This is a genomic window from Bacteroides sp. AF20-13LB, assembly GCF_003603065.1.
Classification (GTDB): domain Bacteria; phylum Bacteroidota; class Bacteroidia; order Bacteroidales; family Bacteroidaceae; genus Bacteroides; species Bacteroides uniformis.
Map to the genome: position 1 here is coordinate 21,349 of NZ_QTMH01000009.1, position 20,848 is coordinate 42,196.

General features: G+C 40.4%; 10 protein-coding genes. All 10 read left to right on the forward strand.

The features are described 5' to 3' along the window. Positions 1–285: 285 nt before the first annotated feature. Positions 286–2,079, forward strand: coding sequence for an alpha-L-fucosidase (locus tag DWX62_RS11740; RefSeq protein ID WP_007560978.1), 1,794 nt, complete (start codon positions 286–288; stop codon positions 2,077–2,079). After that, the gene (locus DWX62_RS11745) at positions 2,057–3,667 is read left to right on the forward strand and encodes a sulfatase (protein WP_007560976.1); all 1,611 of its coding nucleotides are present in this window, start codon (positions 2,057–2,059) and stop codon (positions 3,665–3,667) included. The genes DWX62_RS11740 and DWX62_RS11745 overlap by 23 nt, the downstream gene beginning before the upstream one ends. Positions 3,668–3,691: 24 nt before the next feature. Then, a complete protein-coding gene (locus DWX62_RS11750; protein ID WP_007560974.1) occupies positions 3,692–4,864 on the forward strand; it encodes an iron-containing alcohol dehydrogenase in 1,173 nt (390 codons plus the stop codon). 264 nt (positions 4,865–5,128) lie between these two features. Beyond that, positions 5,129–9,100: an ATP-binding protein gene (locus DWX62_RS11755; protein WP_120172847.1), complete on the forward strand. Its 3,972-nt coding sequence runs from the start codon at positions 5,129–5,131 to the stop codon at positions 9,098–9,100. Between the two features lie 132 nt (positions 9,101–9,232). Next, positions 9,233–12,331 (forward strand): TonB-dependent receptor, encoded by a 3,099-nt coding sequence (locus DWX62_RS11760; RefSeq protein WP_007560970.1) that lies wholly within the window; start codon positions 9,233–9,235, stop codon positions 12,329–12,331. Positions 12,332–12,350: 19 nt separating this feature from the next. Continuing rightward, a complete protein-coding gene (locus tag DWX62_RS11765) occupies positions 12,351–14,387 on the forward strand; it encodes a RagB/SusD family nutrient uptake outer membrane protein (protein ID WP_120172848.1) in 2,037 nt (678 codons plus the stop codon). Positions 14,388–14,392: 5 nt separating this feature from the next. After that, positions 14,393–16,117: a hypothetical protein gene (locus tag DWX62_RS11770; RefSeq protein WP_007560966.1), complete on the forward strand. Its 1,725-nt coding sequence runs from the start codon at positions 14,393–14,395 to the stop codon at positions 16,115–16,117. 15 nt (positions 16,118–16,132) lie between these two features. Next, a complete protein-coding gene (locus tag DWX62_RS11775; RefSeq protein ID WP_007560964.1) occupies positions 16,133–16,687 on the forward strand; it encodes a hypothetical protein in 555 nt (184 codons plus the stop codon). 95 nt (positions 16,688–16,782) lie between these two features. Beyond that, the gene (locus DWX62_RS11780) at positions 16,783–18,606 is read left to right on the forward strand and encodes a beta-porphyranase A (protein ID WP_117892265.1); all 1,824 of its coding nucleotides are present in this window, start codon (positions 16,783–16,785) and stop codon (positions 18,604–18,606) included. Between the two features lie 50 nt (positions 18,607–18,656). Then, the gene (locus DWX62_RS11785; RefSeq protein WP_117713917.1) at positions 18,657–20,843 is read left to right on the forward strand and encodes a carbohydrate binding domain-containing protein; all 2,187 of its coding nucleotides are present in this window, start codon (positions 18,657–18,659) and stop codon (positions 20,841–20,843) included. The last annotated feature ends 5 nt before the right edge of the window (positions 20,844–20,848 follow it).

Sequence of the window (20,848 nt, forward strand, 5' to 3'; positions counted from 1 at the left end):
TTACAGTTTGTTATATTGGCAAATTTACTCTATATATATTTTATTCTTAGGGTGAAATTGTTGTGTAATAATAGGCTAAACCTTTTTTGTTGAAATATATATTTACTTGTAATTCGATATTGGCAGTTTATTATCATATATGAGAGGGGGTAAATTTGTTCAATAATAGGTGGTAAATATTTTACCCCTTACTATAGTAATTAAATTATTTATTGTAAATGGAACTCAAGTGTATCTTTGCTTACAGAAAAAATTAATGTCATTATTTAATGTAATAAGATTATTATGAATAAGAAATCCATGAAAACGGTTTTAGGAGTTGCGGCATTAAGCCTGTTGGCGTCGTGCAATTCTACATACGCTCCTAATGTAGATTCTACTGTATCTTTAAAAGGTACTGATGTGTTCAAGGCCGATTCGGCATCGATTGCTCAAAATTACACTATTCCTGAATGGTTTAAGGATGCCAAGTTCGGTATCTTTATCCACTGGGGAGTTTATTCCGTTCCTGCATACGGCAGTGAATGGTATTCCCGCTGGATGTACAAGGAAGGTCATCCTATTAATAAGTATCACGTACAGACTTACGGTCCTTTGACCAAATTCGGATATAAGGATTTCATCCCTATGTTCAAAGCCGAAAATTTCAATGCCGACGAGTGGCTGGCAGTGGTAAAATCATCTGGAGCACAATACATTGTTCCGGTGGCCGAGCATCACGACGGATTTGCCATGTACAGCAGTACTTTCAATAAGTGGAATGCTGTGGATATGGGACCGAAAAGGGATATAATCGGCGAATTGAAGGAAGCTACCAAGAAAGCCGGTCTGCGTTTCGGACTTTCTTCTCACAGATGCGAGAATGCATGGTTCTATGAATATGGAATGGAAACTCCTTCTGATGTTCAGGACACTACAATCACTCTGTATGGCGAAAGACTGCATGAGCCCGAAGGTCAGGGTATGACACCTTATTGTGGTAAGTATGAAGGCTCGAACGAACGTTCACGCCGTCAGTTCCTTATGCATACATACGAGCTTATCGACAAATATCAGCCTGAATTGATATGGTTCGACTGGACTGTGGGAAAATATCCGTTCCAGCCTACTTTCTATAAATTCATGGCTTATTATTACAATTCGGCTCTTGATTGGAATAAAGAAGTTGTGGTTAACACTAAATTCGGATATGGCGACAATATCCAGGTGTTCGATATAGAAAGAGGTAAGAGCGACAGAATCCGTGAATATCCATGGCAGACTGATACTTCTGTAGGCAAGAAATCGTGGAGCTATTGTGTGGGCGAGGAAAACAAGAGTCCTGACCATATCATCGACGACTTTGTTGATATTGTCAGCAAGAACGGTAACTTATTGCTGAATATAGGTCCTAAGGCCGACGGTACTATTACAGACGAACAGAAGAACGTACTTGCCGAGATAGGTAAATGGTTGAAGACTAACGGTGAGGCTATTTATGGCTCACGACCATGGGTGATTGCTTCCGAAGGACATAACGCAGGCACCGCAGGTTATATGACAGACAATACAAAAACTGAATATACAGCGGACGACATTCGCTTTACTACATGCGACAATAACCTCTATGCCGTGTCTCTGGCTTGGACAGATGGTAGTGTTACTATCAAGTCATTGGCTACTAAGTATTGCCGGAACGTAGAAATTGAGTCGGTTGAAATGCTTGGAAGCTCAGAGAAGATTGACTATAAGATGACTGACGAGGGTCTTGTAGTAAACTTCCCTAAGAACAAACCTACTGAATATGCACATGTGTTCAAGATTAAGCTTAAAGGGGTGGTGGTTTCCAAACCGCTATACGATAAGGTTGATAACGGATGCCTTATCACTGTACGTGTGGCAAACCATAATGCAGAGGATGCAAATGTCACTCTTAAAAGTGTAGTCGACGGTAATGAGGTTTCAACTCAGGTAGCTGTCAAGGCTAAATCAGAACAATGGGTTAAAATGCAGAATAAGGACGTAAAATCATTCGATGATATGTCTTGCAAGTTCTATTTCAATGATAATCTGACTTATGAAAACGAATTTAAAAAATAATATAATGAAGGGAATGGCTGTTATGCCATTCCTGTCTGTATGTGTTGGTGTCGCAGCACAGCAGAAACAGATGAATGTCATCTACATCATGTCGGACGACCATACTTCGCAGGCTATCGGCGCATACGGAAGTCGTCTTGCAGTACTGAACCCTACTCCTACAATTGATGAACTGGCAAGGGACGGTATGCTCTTCGAGAACTGTTTCTGTACAAACTCCATCAGTACCCCAAGCCGTGCATGTATCATGACCGGACAGTATTCCCATCGTAACAAGGTGCTCACTTTGGATGAAGTGCTTCAGCCGGACCAGGAATATCTGGTTGATGAGTTCCATAATATGGGATATCAGACTGCCATGATCGGTAAATGGCATTTGGGATGCGAACCGTCGCACTTCGACTATTATTCTGTATTCAACGGTCATGGCGGACAGGGCGAATACTTCGACCCTACTTTCCTTACAAGTGACGTAACTGACAAGAAATGGCCTAATAACCAGATAAAGAAAATGGGTTACTCCTCGGATATCGTGACCAACCTTGCTATTGACTGGTTGAAGAACAGACGCGACAAGTCCAAACCTTTCTTCATGATGCATCATTACAAGGCACCGCACGATATGTTCGAGTACGCACCGCGCTATGAATATTATCTTGACGATGTGGAAGTGCCTGTTCCATTGTCATTGTTCGATACAGACAAATGGGGCTCCGAAGGCACAAGAGGCAAGAACGATTCACTTCGTCACTTCATCGGAACTTCTGTCTCAAGCCGTCATGAAATCCGCAATTATGTAATGGAATATAAGTGCAATACAGGTGATGAAATGGAGAATACATACCTTGCCTACCAGCATTACCTGAAATCGTATCTGCGTTGCGTAAAGGGTGTGGATGACAACCTGAAACGTCTTTTCGACTATCTCAAGAAGGAAGGACTCTGGGAAAATACCATTATCGTATATACAGGCGACCAGGGTATGATGCTTGGCGAACACGACCTGCAGGACAAGAGATGGATGTATGAAGAATCTCAGAGAATGCCTTTCATAGTCCGCGACCCGAGATGTCCTTACAAGGGAGCCAAGTCGGACCTGATGATTAACAACATTGATTTTGCTCCAACTCTTATAGAGATGGTCGGTGGCAAAGAACCTTCATACATGGATGGAAAGAGCTTTGCCTCTGTGTTCGAAGGCAAAAAGCCAGAAAACTGGAAGGATGCTGTTTACTACAGATACTGGATGCACATGATTCATCACGACGTTCCGGCACACATAGGTATCCGCACGGAAAACTATAAGCTGATACTTTTCTATGGCCGTCATTACGACGACAAACGTTACGGACAGAAATCAATGTCATGGTTGAAGAACAGCCACAAGATTGTTCCTACTCTGGTTTCTTTCGAACTCTACGATGTGAAGAACGACCCTTACGAAATGGTAAACCTGGCTGATAATCCTAAATACGCCAAAGTTCTTAAGGACATGAAAAAGAAACTGCGTGAGTTGAGAAAACAGGTGGGCGATACAGATGAGGCTTATCCTGAACTCAAGAAAGTGATTGATAAGGCTTTAAGATAGTAAGTTGACTGACTGATAATATTTATGGACAATAATTTTGTTTTTGGTTATAATATTCCGACGAAGATTCTCTTCGGATGTGGCGAACTTAAACGTCTTTCAACAGAGACATTGCCCGGCAAAAAGGCTTTGATAGTCATTTCATCCGGAACATCAATGCGTAAATATGGTTATCTGGATAAGGTGATTGGTCTGCTGAAAGAAAATAATGTTGATGCCGTGGTGTACGACAAGATATTGCCTAACCCAATAAAAGACCATGTAATGGAAGGTGCGGCAATCTGTCGTGAGGAAAATTGCGATATGATTATAGGTTTGGGAGGCGGAAGTTCGATAGATACAGCCAAATCCATTGCAATCATGGCATGTAATGATGGCGATTATTGGGAATATGTTGAAGGAGGTATCGGCAAGGGGCTTCCTTACAGCAAAGCATTGCCCATCATAGCCATTCCTACAACAGCCGGAACCGGAACCGAGGCTGACCCATGGACTGTCATAACCAATCTGGAAACAAACGAAAAGATAGGTATCGGCTCCACTTTAACTTTCCCATGTCTGTCGATAATCGACCCGGAACTGATGGTTTCAGTTCCGCCACATCTGACTGCCTATCAGGGATTCGACGCATTCTTTCATGCAGCCGAAGGCTATATTGCCAATTGTGCAACCCCAATAAGTGATATTTTCGCTCTTGAGGCCATCAGACTGCTGTATAAATATTTACCTGTTGCGGTGAAGGATGGAAATAACCTGAAAGCGAGGGCAAAGGTGGCTTGGGCAAGTACGCTGGCGGGAATGGTTGAATCCACATCCAGTTGTACTTCCGAACATTCTCTCGAGCACGCTCTCAGCGCATACTATCCCGCTCTTCCTCATGGTGCTGGCCTGATAGCTATAAGCGAGGCCTATTTCTCTACTTTTATTTATGACAGGACAAAGAGATATATGCGCATGGCAGATGTTATGACCGGACGCAAGAACCTTAATCCCGAACATTTTATAGATGCTTTGGTGAGAATGCAGAAGGAATGCAATGTCCGCGATTTGAAGCTTAGCGACTGGGGAATAGTAAAGGAAGATTTCCCTAAGATGATTGATAATGCGCGAACTGCCATGGGTGCATTGTTCAGTCTGGACCCTCATGAACTGTCGGATACCGAAATACTCGACATATATATAAAGTCATACAGATAAGTCTTTTTAAGAACAATCCCAATACAGTCTGTTACTGTAATTTCTTTCGGGCATCGTATCTATTATTGAGTGTAATGGTACGATGCTTTTTTGTTTTATACTATGAAATGAAGTTAAAGATTTATTTTTTTCTTGATTGATTTTGATACGCATTCTAAAGTGGAAAATATCTATAATTATCTATTAACTACTGTAAATACTTGATGTTTTAGATAAAATCAATAACTTTGTAATCTTGATGAAATATAAAGAATACATAGTTATATGTTTAGATTAATCTTAAGTTTAATATCAGTTCTGATTATAGTTTGCAAATCCTTTGCATCCAATGAGTTTGTCACAAGAAAGTACACTACTCTTGATGGACTTTCCCAAAATGATGTGCAATGTATTTATCAAGACTCTAAAGGCTTTATATGGTTGGCCACGAACGACGGACTGAACAGGTTTGACGGATATGAATTTAAGGTTTACGGATATCAGTCAAACGGTTTTAACAGTAATCTGATAGTATGTATTGACGAAGATTCACATGGAAATCTGTGGATAGGTACAGCCGATAGAGGAGTGTTCCTGTTCAATTCTGTAAAGAACGAATTCGTTTCATTAAATCTTGGTCACAGCGGTATTGATAAAAATTTCACTTGCGATAAGATTCTTGTCGACTCTAAAGACAGAGTCTGGTTTCATTCCTCTGATGAGAGTATATACCTTGTAAATTATGATTTTCAAAATGGCAAAATAAATACTGTCTTAAGATCAACATTAAAATTACCATACATTTCCGACATCATAGAAATAGATAATACGATAATGCTCTCCTCCGAAGACGGCCTGTACGAATGTAACGTCGATGGAGATGAATTACTGCTTAACAAACTATTGGGATGCCCTATAGCTTCAGCCATAGTCATCTCATCTTCTCAAATATTGTACTCAAATCTGGAAAATCATCAATTATGTTTATACGACAAGCATACCTGCAAGGTAAGTACCCTGTTGGAAAACTGCGATATACGAAAAATGGTATATAAAAACAAAAGATTATTTTATGCCACTACAAGCACTGTGAATGTGTTGACTTTTGATGTATTGCATGCCATCGAGTCAAAACCACAGGTTATTGCTACATATTCTTACAGCTATCCGCAAACTGTAGTTCTTGATAAAAACGATATTCTTTGGATAGGATTTTTCAAGAGTGGCTTTATGAGTATACGCGAAAATAATAAACCTATAGATTTATTCAGAGGAATAGGAAATGACCATATATCGTCCGTTTATACATTTGCCAAATCCGATATATATTTAGGTACAGAAGGCTCAGGGCTATATCATTTTAATTCCATTACCGGTAATGCCAGACTTATTCCTTTCACGGCAAACAGGATAGTATACTCAACAGCATACTCAAACTACACCGACTGCATGTATGTGTCTCTGATGTACGATGGTATTTACAGTTTCACTTCTGATAATGATTATAAAAAGATCTCAGGCTTGAGAAATGTGCGCGCAATGCTTGCCGATGGAAAATATTTGTGGATTGGCACATATAATAAAGGTCTTTTTAGATATGATTTGTCCACAGGTGTGATGAAGGAAATCAAAACATCTGACAATAAAGAACTTAAGATAGTAAGAAACATCGTTAAAGATCATAAGGGTAATATATGGGTAGCTTCCAGCTTCGGTCTTAAAGTATTGGAATCTGCAGATTTGTATATAGATAATCCTGTTTTGAACTCAGTCAAGGGACTTGATGAACTCGACTATATAATGCCTGTATGTGAAGACTTGAATCATAATATCTGGTATGGAACACTTGGACGCGGGTTAAGGAAAATCGTGGATTTGGATGAAAACCATAATGCCTGCGTTGAAAATTTTAGCTCTGCAGACGGGTTGAGCAGCAATACAATAAAATCAATTGTTAATGGCACGGATGGAACATTATGGATTTCTACCAATAAAGGAATTAATTCGTTGAATATCAACACACAGAGAATAAGATCTTATGATATTTTCGATGGTCTTCAGGATTATGAATTTATGGAACTTTCTGCTGGAGTAATGACGAATGGAACAATGATATTCGGTGGCGTAAACGGAATTAACGTCTTCAGACCTGACGACTTTGATGTGATAGATTTCAACGGTAGTCCTACACTCGTTGATTTTAAAATCTTCAATCACAGCGTTGAGGCAGATTCCACATATTCAGCTTATTTCGACAAAAGTGTAAGTTTTACAGAGCACATTGAATTGCCTTATAATTTAAACACTTTCTCATTCCAGTTCAGCTCCCTGGATTACAGAAGTCCTTATAAGGTTGGTTACGAATATATGCTCGAAGGCGTAGATGATTCATGGATTTCCACCTCCGCTTTTCATCGTGAGGCTTTCTACACAAAGCTTCCTTCAGGCGAATATATGTTCAGACTGAGGGTCAGGAATAGCGATGGAGTCTACAGTTTGAATGAACTTTCCATACCTGTCATTATTAACCCTCCTTTCTGGCGTACATGGTATGCCTATACACTCTATTTTATATTGCTTGTCTTGTCTTTATACCGGTTCAAGGTGTATTATACCTCACGGGTGCAGCGCAGAAATGCTCTATATATAGCAAACATGGAAAAACGCAAGACTGAAGAACTTCTTGAAAAGGAGACTACATTTTTTACCAACATATCGCATGAATTGAGGACACCACTCACACTTATTCATTCTCCACTTAGTATGATTATTGAATCGGGCAAGTATTCGTCCGACAAGTATCTTGCCGGCATGCTGCAGACAATGGAGCATAACAGTAAGTTCCTGTTAAGTCTTGTCAACCAGCTGATGAACTTCTCAAAGAGCGAGAAAGGAATGCTTAGTCTGAATCTCAAATATGGCAACTTCTCGTCTTTCTCAAAAGAAGTATTTCAGCAGTTCACGTATTGGGCAAAACAGAAAGGTGTAGGGCTGGAATATTCTGTCTCACGCAGTGATATAAGCTTTCTGTTCGACCCTCATCTTATGGAACAGATAATCTATAATCTCGTATCGAATGCCATTAAGCATACTCCTGCCGGAGGATTTGTATCGTTTACTGTCAATGAACAGGATAACAAAATAAACATCTCTGTGGCAGACTCGGGAAACGGAATATCCGACAACCTGAAAACACACCTCTTCGAGCGTTTCTACAGTCAGAATAAAAACTCTGCTGAAGGAGGTACCGGTATAGGTCTGTTTCTGACCAAGCGGCTTGTAGAGATACATAATGGAAATATTACGTTTGTATCAGAGGAAGGTAAAGGCACTGTTTTCCATGTTGTAATTCCTATGATAACTGAGGGGGACATGGTTACGGAGAATATCTCTGCCAACAGTGGGGAGGATGAAAAGTTTGCTGATGTGTTAAGAAGTGAATCGTGCGAGCATGAAGAGATGATAGACATAGAAGTGGACGGAGAATCTCCGGCTATATTGATTGTTGATGACAATAAGGATATATGTAATATGTTGTCATTACTGTTGTCGGATAAGTATAAGATAATGATAGCCCATGATGGGGAGATGGCATGGAACATGATTCCAGATTTGCAACCGGATCTTGTTTTATCCGATATAATGATGCCGGGCATGAATGGTCTGGAACTGTGTGAGAGAATCAAGCAGGATGTAAGGACATCTCATATTCCTGTAGTATTGCTTTCAGCCAAGACTACATTGCAGGATTATTTCATCGGATATAAATTCCATGCAGATGCTTATTGCCCTAAACCTTTCGACAACAAGATAATGAAAGAGCTGCTTAATTCCATTATAACCAACAGGAAGCGGATTCTTCAACACAAGAAAGTTCCGGCAATAAAGATTTCCGAGGTAAGCACTACATCTACCGACGATAAGTTCCTTGAGAAACTTGTAAAGATAATAGAGGACAACATTACAGACTCTTCGTTCCAGATAGAGGATATATGTAAAGGTCTTGGCGTGACGGCCTTGGTTCTGAACAAGAAGCTGAAAGCACTTATGGGAGTAACAGCCAATGCTTTTGTACGTTCAATAAGAATGAAGAGAGCGGCAGAACTGTTGAAGACAGGACGGTATTCTGTATCAGAGGTGACATACGATGTAGGGTTCAATGATTTGAAGTATTTCAGAGAATGTTTCAAGAAAGAATTCGGTGTATTGCCGCAACAGTACAAAGAACAGAGTATACAGACCGATTTGGATTCTTAATATAAGTGGGGGTAAAATTTTACCCCCTTTTTAAATATATAATTCTCCCCTTTTGTACCATTATAAATAAATAATTTAGCGTCAGTTATAAAAGGAATTTCATAACCTATTGCTAAATTAAAATTTTTACAAATGAGAAATCAGAAAAAATGGTACCATGGCAGGTACATGTTGTTCGTGATGCTTATCTTCTATACATTGTCTATGTATTCACAGAAGATAACAGTTAAAGGAAAGGTGATTGATGCTGCCAATAACCTTGAAGTTATAGGCGCAGCTGTTCAAGTTGAAGGTACTTCTCTTGGAACTATTACTGATATGGATGGTAATTTCGTTCTTCAAGGGGTACCGACTAAAGGTAACTTAGTGTTCAGTTTTGTTGGGTATAAAACTGTAAAAGCTGCAATCAAGAATGGTCAGATTTATAATATCAAGCTTCAGGAAGACACAAAAGTGTTGGATGAAGTGGTTGTTGTAGGTTATGGCTCAATGCGTAAAAAAGAGGTGACGGGTGCAGTGGCACGTGTAAACTCAGATGAGATTACTAAGATCAGTACTTCCGACTTGGGTACAGCTCTTCAGGGTATGGTTGCCGGAGTTAACGTTCAGGCAAGTTCTGGTGAGCCTGGAGCCAAATCCAACATCCAGATTCGTGGTTTAAGTTCTATCTCAGGCGACAGTTCTCCTTTATATGTTGTCGATGGTGTCCCGTTCGAGGGCGACCCGGGATTGAGTAGTAGCGAAATAGCAAGTATAGATATTCTTAAGGATGCTGCTTCGGCTGCCATTTATGGTACTCGCGGTGCTTCCGGTGTTATCCTTATTACCACAAAGAAGGGTAAGGAAGGAGAAATGAAGATAGCTGTCGACGGATATTATGGTGTACAGCACATTACTTCGAATATTCATTTGCTTGATGCCAACGAGAGTATATTTGTAAAAGTGATGTCTAACAGAATGATGGAAGGAAACCAGAATACAGACGACCTGGCCTGGTCTAATCTGAAAACATATCCTGTGAATTTCTTCAACAACTCTAGTTTATATGAATATGTAGTCAATAATAACGCGCCAATACAGAATTATTCTGTTACTGCGAATGGCGGCAAGAAAGATTTGACATATAACCTTACCGCGAACTATTTCGACCAGAAAGGTGTGTTGATAAATTCCGATTACAAAAGATATAATATTCGTTCGAATACACATTTTCAGCGCGGAAAATGGACTATCAACACTAACATCGCTATGAAGATAGAAAACCAGTTATCTCCGGCTTGGGGGTTATTGAACGAATGTTATGACTACTCGCCTACTCGTTCTCAGATTTATCCACAGGCAAGTATAGTAAATGCAGCTGGCGATCCTGCAGATTTACAGGGCGTAAGTTATACATTGGGAAGATTGAAAGAGGAAAATCATAAGGACACAGAATCATTTAACGGTAATTTTTATCTTGCTTATAATGTAATTCCCGGACTGAATGTTTCCACACGTTTGGGCTTTGGATATAACAATCAGAAAGCTGTCTCAATTCGACCTGAGTTTGAGGTATATAATCAGAAAGGCGAAAAGGTAACCAGCTCTAATTACCGTTCGCAATTAAAAGATACTCATTCAAAGAATACCAGTCTCACTTGGGAAACAATGGTAAATTATAATAAGAAGATAAAAAAGCATGATATTAAATTTACCGGAGTTTTCAGTATGGAGAAATATACATACGAGATGTTCTATGCCAGTATAATGGATTTGGTTACTAACGAGATTCCGAACCTAAATGCGGGAACATCCGATATGACTGTGGGTACAGGCAGTGGCCAGTGGGGACAGGACCGTATCAGTACAATGGTTGGTATGTTGGGTCGTCTACAATATAGCTATGCAGACAAATACATGGCAAGTGCCAGTATCAGGCGCGACGGTTCATCTAAGTTCTCCGAAGAAAATCGTTGGGGATTGTTCCCGTCATTGTCTGTAGGATGGAATATTTCTGAGGAATCATTCTTCGACAGATTCAGGTGGCTAGTAAATTCGTTAAAATTAAGATTCAGCTATGGTACTACCGGTAATCAGAACTTCCCTGATTATTCATACGCACCAGCTATATACAAAAACTACGACTATACTTTTGGTACCGGAACTTCCGAAATTCTTGCAAATGGTTTTACCCAATTGGGATTTGCCAATCCGAATGTGAAATGGGAAACAACCCAGCAGCTTAATGCCGGTATCGACATGGCTTTATATAATAACAAGCTTATCTTAGGTCTTGATTTGTACAAGAGTAACAAGAAGAATATGCTTTTCCCGATGGTCGTGCCACCGTCAAATGGAGGGGGCCAGAGTTCAACTGTTACATTGAATGCCGGAGATATGGAAAACCGTGGTGTTGAGTTTTCACTTACTCACCGCAACAAAATACGTGGTGTTAATTACAGCTTGACTGGTACATTTACCAAAAACGTGAATGAGATTGTGTCTATGGCAGGAAAAAATGAGTTATATTTCTTCCCCGACGGTAAACCTGTTTCATCAGGAAGTGATTATGTAACTGCAATCAAGAAAGGATATGAAGCCGGTGCTTTCTTTGTTATGCCAACCGCAGGGGTAATCAATACTGAACAGAAGCTTGCAGAATATCAGAAATTACAGTCAAGTGCCCGTATGGGTGACCTTATGTATATCGATACCAATAATGATGGTGTTCTTAATGATGACGACCGTGTTTATGCCGGTAGTGGTATGCCGGATTATGAACTTGGTTTGAACTTCTCGGCCGACTATAGAGGCTTCGATTTCTCTATGAACTGGTATGCTTCAGTTGGAAATGAAATAATAAACGGTACGAAGATATATACATATCAAAGAAGAACCAATAAGGAACTGATATACATGTGGACCCCTACCAACTATACCTCTACCATTCCTTCTTATCGTACAGAGGGTCATAACAACTATCGTGCTCATACTGATATGTGGATTGAGGACGGTTCATTTGTCAGACTTAAAAATATTATGTTAGGATATTCATTCCCCAAGAGTTGGGTATCAAAGCTTGGATTGGGCAAGTTCCGTTTATACGTTGCAGCCGATAATCTTCTTACACTGACAAAATACGACGGATACGACCCTGAGGTCGGTAGTAATGGATTGTCACGTCGTGGTTTGGACTATGGAACATATCCTATAAGTATCCAGATGCGTGGCGGATTCCAGATTAATTTCTAACTTTTAATAATATAAATATATGAACTTCAGATATAAAACAATAGTATTCAGTCTGTTGATGTCGGGCATGACATTGGTTTCATGCGACGATTTCCTTACGCAGGAAAACATACATCAGCTGACAACACAGAATTTTTATAAAACAATAGGCGACTGCGAGAAAGGACTGGCTGCTGTATATAATGCTTTGAAAAATACCAATATTTATCATCCGCTCGATGAGAACCGTAGAAGTGATATAGCAGTTGAAGGTAATAAGGACAGAAAGCAGTTTGATAACGAAGCCTATAAGCAAACCTTTAATGATTCATACGGAACAGTCCGTGGTAAATGGTCTGCACTGTATACTGGTGTGTTCCGTGCGAATCAGGTTCTGGCCAGTATAGAGAAAATCCGTCCAAATGTTACAGATGAACCTCAAATAACCAAGCTTGCTCAGATTGAGGCACAGGCATATTCTTTGCGTGGCTTGTTTTATTTTTATCTCAATAATTCATTCAATAATGGTAATGTTCCTTATATTAATGAAATTGCAGAGGTAGAAGAAGATTACTATAAAAAGGTTACACCAAGTGATGAAATCAAGAAATATTACAGAGAAGATTTACAGAAAGCTCTTGACCTTGGCTTGAATGACAAATGGGAGAAAACCGATTTGGGACGTATCACCTCTTGGGCTGTAAAGGCAATATTAGGCAAAAGCTACCTTTATGATAAAGAGTATAATAAAGCTGCCGAATATTTTAAGGATATTATTGATAATGGAGGTTTTGCTTTGGTTGATGACATAGTCGATAATTTTACTGCTGCCAATGAATTCAATTCGGAATCTATTCTCGAGGTTTCCTATTCTACACAGTATAATACAGAATTCGGTACATGGTCGGAGTCTACCTTATATAATATATGGGGAATGAATGTAAATGGCTTGGGCGATGCCTGGCTTAACACTGTTCCTGCTTTTTGGCTTGTTGAAGCATTCGAAACAGAGCCGGTGGACAGACTTGATGAACGTAACTGGATAAAAACGCAGTCCGACAATTATGGTGATCCTGAACATAGGGATATTATATACGACCAGTTGGGAACAACTTTCAGCTCGCAGGTGGACCGTCAGGGTGTCGTATATAACAGAACGTACGTTTATACGTGGGATGCAACAGCAGGAAAATATGTTGGAGTACGCGAACGACTCGTCTCAACTGTCGGAGATAATAAAGTTTTATACAATAAGATTACCGGCTACGATGACATAGTTCCGGAATTTAAATGGGAAGACGGTCAGGCATATCGCCTCAGAAGCTATTCCATGCGTGCATCTGCCTCTCTTGCAATAAACGGCGATGAAAGTCTGATATATTATCAGTCTCTCCCACAACAGGTATCAAAATTCAACCGTGGCTCTTCAGCGTATTTCAGAAAATTATCAAATTGGGATACACGTAAGAGTGAAACTGAATTTAAGCCTGCTATGGCCTCAGGAATAAACTATCGTCTTATCCGTTTGGCAGATATATATCTGATGTATGCAGAATGTCTGATTAAAGGCGGTGCAAGCGATGGAAATGTTCAGTCAGCTATCAATGCCATCAACAAGGTACGTCACCGTGCTGGAGTTGTGCTTATCGGAAAATCGGAACAGGGAGAATTCAAGAGATATACATACGATGAGAAGGAATATGCTGCAAGTGATGTAATGAATCATCTGATGTATGTGGAACGTCCTCTTGAACTGTGTATGGAAGGACATGCCATACGTGTCATTGATTTGAGACGCTGGAATATAACTAAGGAAAGGTTTGAACAGTTGGCATCCGACGAATATAAGTACTGTATGATTCAGACCAAATATCTTAAGCCTAATCCTGATGACCCTAATGCTTTGGTATCAGCATTCAACTTTGGAAAGCAGTACAGATTTTATGAGCTGCCGCCAGAAAAGAGAGGAAACGCTTTTGTGGATTATTTCCAAGCATCATTGAACTACGGTCCGCAAGTGGCATACTGGCCTATTCCAAATATAGAAATTACATCAAATCCTGATATTAATAAATAAATACGATGAAAAATAGATTTTTATATATTGCTCTTTCATTAATCTCGGTTCTGACATCTTGTAAGGATGATGAGTTTGAACCGTTGAATAACGTGGCTGAATGTACCTGGCATGTGAGTACAGATCAGGAAAACGTTTCACCTATTCAGCTGAATCTTAATAACTATATAAGTATAATGGACTTATCCCAAGGCATGTTGTCGCATCAGTGGGTTGTGTCGGATGATGGTACAAAGTTCCTTAATGGTAAGATGGAGTGGGGACAGACAGACTATACAAACCTGATTGATGAATCCATCCCTCATACCAACGATTTGAAAACCATACATGTGTATTTCACTAAACCTGGTGACCATACGGTACGTTTGTGCAATACTTTCCGCAGACAGGTTGTATATCCATATTCGGTGTATGACGACAATACCGGAGGATATATCAAAAAATATTGTTATGCTAAGCAGGAGGGTGATGTATATGTGATGGATACAACTTTCCATATCCGCGTGTATGATCCTAACCTCGTACCGGCCGTAAAGGTATACAGTGATCCGGAGTGTACACAGGAAATAAAGACCGGAATAGTCGGTGGAACTGAGGAAGCTCCCGAATACGAAAAATACGAACTTGAATATGGTAAGTCTGTCTATATTAAGGACGATTCATACGGATTGCCTAACAAATGGACTTTCAAATGTGCGGATACTGGCGTAAATGACGAATTAACCAGTTTTGACACTCCATACCAGTTCACTGCAAAGAAATTCAGCGATAAGCCATTGCTTCTTTCCATGACAATAGAAAGAACTTCTGCCAGTGAGGGTAAAGGTAAGTACACTCCAAAAGCTTCGCCAAAAACTCTTGTTGTGCCTTTGGCTATTACAGTAGTACCTAGTGATGATCCTATTACTTATAACATCCGTCAGATTGACCAAACACACATTGCTATAGATTTGGATAATTCTGAGTTTGGATATAAAGAGATAAATCCATCATCTCTAAAGCTTACTTACTCCAACTCGTATAACAGACCGTCAGCTGTCAGGGGTAGCGTAAACATCACAGCAGCAGAAGTAAACAAGCAAAGCAGATATGAACTGATTCTTACTTTGGTTGAGAAAATCTATAACACAGATGAACTGACCCTTACAGGAACTTTAACTGAAGCGTTGGTTGGAAATCAGAACCTTGAGATAAAGGCTACAGCTCCAAACGTAGCGACTACTTTTGGTGCGTTCCTGGATGAAGATTTTGAAAATCCTGACACATATGCCGACTGGAAAGTTATTGATGCCGATACCAAAACACATCCTGTAGTTCCTTCACAGGTTGTGGACAATCCTCTGAAGGATGGAATAAACAACAGTGCAAAATGTATGTTTGTCGAAGCATTTGACCGATGCAGGGCATTACTCTCCAAGACATTTACTGGTGGTAAAGGTACATATACTTTCAGCTACAAATATTATACACCGGGGTATAAACAGGGTAAGGGTATGAGTCCGTATTTCGTTCCGGCAGGTAAAGAAGGAGCTGAAGATATGACATGGCAGAGCAATAAACCATGGTGCGGCATTGTGAATGGCTCCGACAGCAAATGGATGTCGGCCACAACCACTGTGACTTCAAAGGCTGAAATGGACAATATATTGCTCAGTATGCGCTTTAATGCCTTTAAGGATAATATTTATTTTGACGATATATTCTTCGGATATATTGAAGTAAGACCATAATAAATTATAGTAACAATGAAGCTAATAGATAAAATTTATAAGACAATTACATTCTTATGTGCTTTGGTTTTGTTCGGAGCATGTGATAATGACAAATGGGCTGAGGTAGAACTTGATTCTACTCCCGTGTATGAACTTACCTATCTCAAGAATGTGGAAACAGGAAAGACAGGCGAGGTTTCCAAGTTTTCTGTTTATCGCGAATTGTTCGACCTCATTGCCTGGAAGAATGACTATCAGACTTTGAGAATGAATAAGATCGAGTTCTTTGCCGAGTCGTCTGAGGCTCCTTCGGAATTGCCCGAGTGGCTGAAAATCAATTCGGATACAGAAAAATATCTCTCATTCTCTTTCAATGAAGTCTATACTGAAAAGGAAGAAGTTATCAATCCTGAAACAGGCGATAAAGAAGAACAGGAAGTGACGAAGAAGAGAATGTTCATGTTTGAAGGTAAGAAAGAAAATAACTCAAGTGGCGGTTACGGCCATCTTACTGTTACTGAAAACGACGGAACAGAAGTTGAATATGAAGTGGTGCTGAACGATGTACTCAAACCGGCCGATTTCTGATATTAGTGTTTAAACAGAAGTGATAATCTTAATGGCAGGGAATACTTTAATTGAACTATCGGAGTGTTCTCTGCCTTTTAAATTTTGATAATACAATGAATAACATAATTCTTACAGCTTTGTCTGTGTGTTTGTCTTTCTCGGTTTTTCCTTTATCATCTTCCGAGAATAAGACTTATAACACTACTGTCACAGTGGATTATGCCACTCAGAGATACCTGAATGATGTATCGGCACTTGACAGAGGTAAATATTTCAATATACACACATCTAAAGATTCTGATCCAGATGTCAGGAAATTTCTTGCAGATTACGGTGTAGGAATCGGCCGCTCTTTCTGGGGACCGTTCTCTTATTCATATGGCAAGACAAAAAAGGTTGGCGAATATCCTTTTTCAGAAAAGCCTTTGAACTACACTGATTTGAAGGAAACAAAACGATATGTCGCTACGGAACATGCCAACGCGCGTACCATACAATGGGGCATAGACCCAGTGAAGGCGGGTGCATGGGCTGCCGAATACTATTCCAAGCATGTGAAAGGGGCAGTTCCTGAATTTTTCGAACCCATTAACGAACCCTTTGTCCATGCACGCGACAAATGTTTCAATATGCATGGTCAGGAAATGAGGATGCTCATGGCAGATTTTTATGCACAGACAGGAAAGCATATTCACGCTGAGCCAAGTCTGAAAAAAATGAAAATCATTGGATATGCCGCGGCATATCCGGCTATGGAGTTGCGCGATTTCGACCATTGGAATAATACTATGAAGATGTTCATTGACCGTGCCGGGGAGTACATGGATGGCTTGTCGGTACATCTTTACGATGGAATAAACATAGTAGGCAAGAGTTCCCGCCGTTCGGGAAGTAATTCCGAAGCTATTCTCGACCTTATGGAAAACTACTCGTTCATCCGCTTGGGGAAAGTTCTTCCTCTTGCCGTAACCGAATATGGAGGAATAGACAACACTTCCAAAGGATATCATCCGATAGCCTCTGTACGAACTGTCGCTTCGTTCAATCATATACTGTTCAATCTTCTTGAACGCGAAGACAAGATGCTCATCTCAATACCCTTTGTTTCTGACAAGGCCGAATGGCATATAACGAAACAATATAATTTCGAACCATACGGAGCTGCTTTATTTGTTGCCAACAATCCTTACGACTTGAAGAATACCGCATGGAAACTGAACGACAAGAAATATTTCTTCAAGTTATGGAAGGATGTGAAAGGCGAACGTGTAGATATTGTTTCCGACAATCCGGACATACAGGTGGCAGCTTTTAAGGACGATGACAGGCTTTACATAGCTATCGACAATCTTGATGACTATACACATAAGGTAAACTTGAAAAACGTACTGAATTGGAAGGGTGTAGATAATGTTTCAGTGCGCTCTTTGAAGATGATTTTCGATAAAGGTATAGTTTATGATGAAAAGACGCTGAACTCTATGCCTCAAAGTATTGACATTATAAAAGATGAGACAATAATATTGTGTGCCGACATCAGCCGTAAAAAGTATTCAAACAGAATAGTTCGTACTAAATATTATAGCAACACTTATCTTCAGCCGGTGGAAGCCGGAAAACCAATTGTGTTTGATTTCGATGGTCTGAAACCGGGTACAGGAAGAGCTGTTCTGCGTATGTCAATAGGCAGGAAGCACGAGATGTCGAAGAAACCTGAAATAATGGTTAATGGCAAGAAAGTCGACATGCCCGACAATTGGAGAGGATATGACCAGACTGGCAGAGACGATTTCTTCGGTATGATAGAAATACCTTTCGACTACCGGTTAATCAGAAAAGGAAAAAATTCGGTGTCAGTAACATTCCCGGATAATGGAGGCCGTGTGGCTACTATGATTCTTCAGACTGAACGCTACGATAAGAAAGTGAGAAAATAATGTATCCACATCAGGACTGACAAGTTTCTGTGTCTAAAAGGAAAGAAATTATGAGCTATAAATATATTTTTCTGTTATCGGCATTTACCCTAGGTGTTCCTCCCGGTATTTATTGTCAGGAAAGGAACGAGGTGGTTGTCGACTATAATACCCGTCGCTTTTTGAGCGGTGTTTCAGAACTCGACCGTTCTAAATATTTCAATATTCATTCCACCTCCGATGATGATAAGGATGTAGGCAAGTTTCTTGCCGACTATCAGGTCGGTCTTGGAAGAAAGTTCTGGGGACCATACTCGTATGCGTATAACAAGACGCATGAGGTAGGCAAATATCCTCAGATGAAACCATACAGCGGAAATATTTCCGTAAAAAGATATATTGCCACAGAGCATCCCTATGTACAGCACATACAGGGCGGCATAGACGTTCAGGCTGCAGGTGCATGGTCGGCTGAGTATTATTCCAACAGCGAGCTGGTACCTGAGTTTTTTGAACCCCTCAATGAACCGTTCGTTCATGCAAATGATGCCGGTTTTACCGTTCAGGGACAGGCTATGCGCGAACTGATGGTCGATTTTTATGCTTCAATAGGTAAACATATACACAATAATCCGCGTCTTAACGGAAAGATGAAGGTGATAGGCTATGCCGCAGCCTACCCCGCCTGGGAGGATGGGAACTTCAATTACTGGAACACCCGCATGAAAATGTTCATCGATCGTGCAGGTGCATATATGGATGGATTCTCTGTACATCTTTATGATGGAATAAATGTAACCGGCACCGATACGAAACGTTCAGGAAGTAACTCCGAAGCAGTTCTTGATATGGTTGAGGCGTATTCCTATATTAAGTTCGGACATGTCAAGCCTCTTGCCATTTCCGAGTTTGGAGGTATTGACAACAGCAAGCCCGACGACAGCTATGATGACATAAGCAGTGTGCGGAGTGTTTCGTCGTTTAATCATTTTCTGTTTAATCTGATGGAACGTCAGGACAATTTGTTTATCTCAATACCTTTTGTCTCAGATAAGGCTGAGTGGCATATCACCGCTGCAAACAATTATACTTCATATAGTGCGGCACTGTTTATTCCCGACAATCCTCAGAATCTGAAGAATACCACATGGAGGCTTAATGACAAAAAATATTTCTTCGAACTCTGGAAGAATGTAAAAGGCGAACGTGTTGATATAACCAGCAGTAATCCTGATATTCAGGTACAGGCATTCAAGGATGGAGGCAGACTCTATATCGCCCTTGATAATCTTGATGATAACCCGCAGACTGTATATCTGAACAATAAGAATAGCTGGAAGGATGTATCGAATGTCACAAAGCGTTCTCTATATGTCAATTATAACGCAGGTATAGAATATACGGAACAGAATGTCCCGTCCATGCCTGAAAGCATCTCAATTGTCCCAAATCAGACCATAGTCCTTGTAGCAGATGTGTCTTCGTCAGCATTCACGAACTCCATAATCCGCAATAAATATTACAGCAGTGAGTATCTGAAACCGATTTCCGCCGGATCATCCCTTTCGTTCCCCTTCACAGGAATCGAGTCCGGTTCGGGCAGAGCAAGCTTGCGTATGTCGATAGGCCGTCCTGTCTCTGCTTCCAAGAAACCGGTGGTAAAGATTAATGGTACCGCTGTGAGTGTTCCCGACAACTGGAAAGGCTACGGCCAGAGCAACCGCAATATATTTTTCGGTATGATAGAAGTACCGTTCGACATACTGCTGCTGAAGAATGGCGATAATAATGTCGACATCACCTTTTCCGACGGAGGAGGTCACGTATCGTCCATGATACTGCAGGTTGAGAAATATACTGTCTCTACCTTGCAGAATGGAACCTTCAGCGAAGGACTTTCAGCATGGCAGCCATTGGGTAACTATGGTACGGTTTGCGTACAGACTGACAATGCAGGCAATAATGTAGCCTGTATATCTGGTCATGCAGGACTCATGCAGAGGGTTGACATGGAGAGTGGCAGGACTTATCGCTTCTCTGCTGATGTAAAGACCGAAGGAGCATGTAAGTTGAAAGTCATGCTACAGGATATGTCTACAGGAACGGTATATACAGAGGAATTTTCTTCTCCCGGCAATTATAAAGCCGTATCTTTCGATTTTAATTCTACAGTGAAAAAAGTAGTGTGTGCCATTGTGTGCGAAAGACAGAACGACGCGGCTTGGATTGATAATATAGTCTTATTACCACAAAACTGATTGTT